At 71.2% G+C, this 3,781-nt stretch carries 4 protein-coding genes; 2 read left to right on the top strand and 2 right to left on the bottom strand.

The features are described from left to right. A partial coding sequence (locus B7767_RS08595; RefSeq protein WP_306297949.1) for a TrkA C-terminal domain-containing protein occupies positions 1 to 451 on the top strand: 451 nt, incomplete at its 5' end. Positions 452 to 513: 62 nt separating this feature from the next. Continuing rightward, positions 514 to 1,995 carry a TrkH family potassium uptake protein gene (locus B7767_RS08590; RefSeq protein WP_085571649.1) on the top strand — a complete coding sequence of 494 codons (1,482 nt, stop codon included), beginning with the start codon at positions 514 to 516 and terminating at the stop codon, positions 1,993 to 1,995. Between the two features lie 42 nt (positions 1,996 to 2,037). Here B7767_RS08590 and B7767_RS08585 read toward each other — a convergent pair whose 3' ends face one another. Then, positions 2,038 to 2,868 carry a carbohydrate ABC transporter permease gene (locus tag B7767_RS08585; protein ID WP_085571648.1) on the bottom strand — a complete coding sequence of 277 codons (831 nt, stop codon included), beginning with the start codon at positions 2,866 to 2,868 and terminating at the stop codon, positions 2,038 to 2,040. After that, positions 2,865 to 3,781, bottom strand: a 917-nt coding sequence (locus B7767_RS08580; RefSeq protein WP_373408196.1) for a carbohydrate ABC transporter permease, incomplete at its 5' end; no start/stop codon positions are given. The genes B7767_RS08580 and B7767_RS08585, both read right to left, overlap by 4 nt.

Genomic DNA, 3,781 nt, shown 5'->3' with positions numbered 1-3,781 from the left:
CGGTACGGCGGGGGCGGCGGTGCTCGCCGGCGGGGACGACTCGCGCAACCTGCACGCGGCGGTGCTCGCGAAGCTGCACGGGGTCGGGCTGACGCTGACGGTCCTCGACGATCCCGCCGCCGCCGAGGTCTTCGAGGCCGCCGGCGCCGACGTGACGATCGACCCGGGTGACGAGACCGCCGAGAAGATGGCCCGCTTCACGTTCGACGAGCGCACCCACCAGATGGCGATGCTGGGGGACGACCGCTTCGAGGTGCTCGACATCACCGTCCGGCCCGACAGCCGGTTCGCGCACCGTCCGGTCGACGCGCTTCCCGGAGCCGGTGTGGGCGCGATCGTCCGCGACGGCGCCGTGCTCTTCCCCGGCGGGAAGGACGAACTGCGGCCCGGGGACCGGGTCGTCGTCCTCACCGAGCCCGACCGCGTCCCCGCGATCGAGCACGATCTGTGAGGCCGCCGCACGCGCCGCCACGCCGGCGCCGGTGGAGTCCGCGCGGACGGACCGGCGTCGACGTGCGGACCGCGCTGGGCGTCGTCGGCGCCCTGCTCGCCTGGTTCGCGATCGCGTTCGCCGCGCCGGTGGCCGTCGCGCTCGCGGCCGGCGAGCCCTCGTGGCCCTTCCTCGTCACCGGACTCGCCGTGGCCCTGACGGGCCTGGCGCTCAAGCGCCTGTCGGGCGGACGGCCCCCGCTGGGCGTCCGGGAGGGGTTCCTCGTCGTCGTCGCCGTCTGGCTGCTGGTGCCCGCGTTCGGCGCGCTGCCGTTCCTCCTCGGCCGCGTCCCGCAGCTCGACCACCCGGTCGACGCCTACTTCGAGGCGATGTCGGGGTTCACCGCCACCGGTGCGACGGTCCTGACCGACGTCGGCGCGCTCGGACCCGGCATGCTGTTCTGGCGCCAGTTCAGCCACTGGCTGGGCGGTCTGGGGATCATCGTGCTCGCGCTCGCGGTGCTGCCCCGGCTGCGCATCGGAGGCCGCGAGCTGCTGCGCTCCGAACTGCCGGGCCCCGTCGAGATGGAGTCGCTCGGCGCGACCGTCCGCGGGACCGCCCGACGGCTCTGGAAGGTCTACCTCGCGGTGACGGCGGCCGGCGTCCTGGCCCTGGCCGCCCTGGGGTGGGCCGGGCTGGACCGGCGGATGGACCTCTTCAACGCGTTCTCCTACGCGACGTCCACCGTGGCCCTCGGCGGGTTCGCCCCGGAGGCCGGCTCGGCCCGGGACCTCGCGCCGGTGACGCAGTGGGTGCTGTGCGGGCTGATGGCGGTGGCCGGGGTGAACCTGCTGCGGTTGTACCGCCTCGCCGCGCTGCGGCAGGTCCGGGCCGCGTCACGTGACGAGGAACTGCGCCTGTACCTCGGCCTGCTCGTCGTGAGCTCGTCCGTCATGGCCGTCGAGCTGTTCGCCGCCGGTGCCGTGACCGGGCTCGGCGGCGTCCGGCACGCGGCCTTCCAGGCGGTCTCGGTGATGACCACCACCGGCTTCGCGACGCTGGACTGGTCGGGCTGGGGGACCCTCGCGACGCTCACCCTCCTGGCGCTGATGTTCGTCGGGGCCTGTGCCGGGTCGGCGAGCGGCTCGGTCAAGGTCGTCCGCCATCTCGTCCTCTTCCGCTTCGCCCGCCAGGAGCTGGAGCAGGCCGTCCACCCCGACGCCGTCCTCCCGGTGCGGGTGAGCGGCCGGGTGGTCGGCACCCCCGTGCTCCGCTCGGTGCTCGTGTTCGCCCTCCTCTACCTGCTCGCCCTCGCGTTGGGGGCGTTCGGCCTCGCCCTCGACGCCGGGGCGGACGCGGCCGGAACCGGTGCGTTCACCGTGCTCGGTGCCGCCGCGGCCTGCCTCGGCAACGTCGGACCGGCCTTCGGCGAGCTCGGCCCGTTCGGTTCCTACGCACCGCTCGGGGCGGCGTCGAAGGCGATCCTGACCGCCCTCATGCTCCTCGGCCGCGTCGAGATCGTTCCCCTGGCGGTGCTGCTCCGCCGCGGCTACTGGCGCGCGTAGGCGGTGACGGCCGTCCGGGGCGCTCCCCGGAGCCCGGCGTCCTCACTTCGTCGCCCCCCTCATGAAGCCGTTGTAGATGAAGCGCTGGAGGAAGAGGAAGACCACCAGGGTGGGGAGGATGACCAGGACCGCGCCCGCCGAGATGGTCTCCCAGTGCGCGCCGAAGGGGCCCTTGAAGCGGAACAGGGACGTCGAGATCACGCCAAGATCTTCGGAGGGCATGTAGAGGAAGGGGATGTAGAAGTCGTTGTAGACGTTGATCCCCTTCACGATCACGACCGTCGCGATCGCCGGTCTGAGCAGCGGGAGGATCACCTTGCGGTAGATCGTGAAGGCGCCTGCGCCGTCCAGACGGGCCGCCTCGTCCAGGGAGACGGGGATGGAGCGGATGAACTGCAGGAAGATGTAGATCGACACGATGTCCGTGCCCATGTAGAGCGCGATCGGCGCCCACAGGCTGTCGAACATGCCGAAGCTGTCGACGATCTGGAAGGTCGCCACCTGGGTGGTCACCCCGGGCACCAGCGCGGCGAGCAGGAACAGGGCGACGACCAGTTTCCTGAAGCGGAAGTGGAAGCGGTCGATGGCGTACGCGGTCATCGAGCCGATGAGGATCGTGCCGCCGACGGCGACGACCAGGATGATCGCCGTGTTGCCGAACGCGGACAGCATCTGGCCGTCCCGGAACGCCGTCACGTAGTTGTCGAAATTCAGCGGGTCGTCGGGGAGCGCCAGCGCTCCGCTGCCGTCCGCCATCTCCTCCGAGGACTTCAGCGAGGTCAGGAAGACCACGGTGAGCGGCAGCAGCACGACGAGCGTGGCGAGGATCAGGGAGAGGTGCACGAGGGCGCGGGCCGCGGTGCGGCGGGTCATACGAGGTCCACCTTCTCGTCGGGGACGATGCGCCGCTGCACCCAGGTGACCGCCAGGACGATCAGCAGCAGGACGACGGCGGCGGCCGAGGCGAGGCCCGTCTTGTTGAACTGGAAGGCCAGCTTCACGGTCTGGATCACGAAGGTCTCGGTGCCGGTGGCGCCGCCGGTCATGATGTACGGGATCTCGAAGACCGAGAGCGAGCCGGAGACGGAGAGGATCACGCTGAGGCCCAGGACGGGCTTGATGCCGGGCGCGATGAGGTGCCGGAACTGCTGCCAGCGGTTCGCGCCGTCGATCTCGGCCGCCTCGTACAGCTCGCCCGGGATGGACTGGATGGCGCCGAGGAAGAGCACGAAGTTCAGGCCCATGTGGCGCCAGACGGAGACGCCGGCGAGCGAGGTGTTCGCGGAGAACGGCGTGCCCAGCCAGGCGTGGTCGGTCCCGGCGCCGAACAGGCTCAGTACGGAGTCGAGGGTGCCGCCGTCCTGGAAGAAGTAGAGGAAGACGAAGCCGATCGCCACCCCGTTGATCAGGTACGGGAAGAACAGCACGCCCTTGAAGAAGTTCCGGAAGCGGACGTTGAAGCTGAGGACCGTGGCGAAGTAGAGGGCGAGGCCGATCTGCACCACGGAGGCGACGAGGTAGTAGCCGCTGACGAAGAAGACCTCGAACAGCTCGGAACGGGTGAGGAGTTCGGTGTAGTTCTCGGTGCCGGTCCAGTTCAGCTCCGGGCTGACGCCGTCCCAGTCGGTGAAGCTGTACGCCAGCATGTTGGCGATCGGCGCGTAGGTGAAGGTCAGCAGCAGGGCCAGCGGGGCGGTCAGGAAGAGCCACGGGGTGAGGCGGCGCGCCAGCCGGGTGCGGCGCGGGGCGGGCGCCGCCCGCTCCGGCCCGGCGGGCGCGGCCGGGA

Source organism: Streptomyces sp. 13-12-16 (assembly GCF_002114215.1).
Classification (GTDB): Bacteria; Actinomycetota; Actinomycetes; order Streptomycetales; family Streptomycetaceae; genus Streptomyces.
This window is presented reverse-complemented; position numbering and strand designations above follow the sequence as displayed.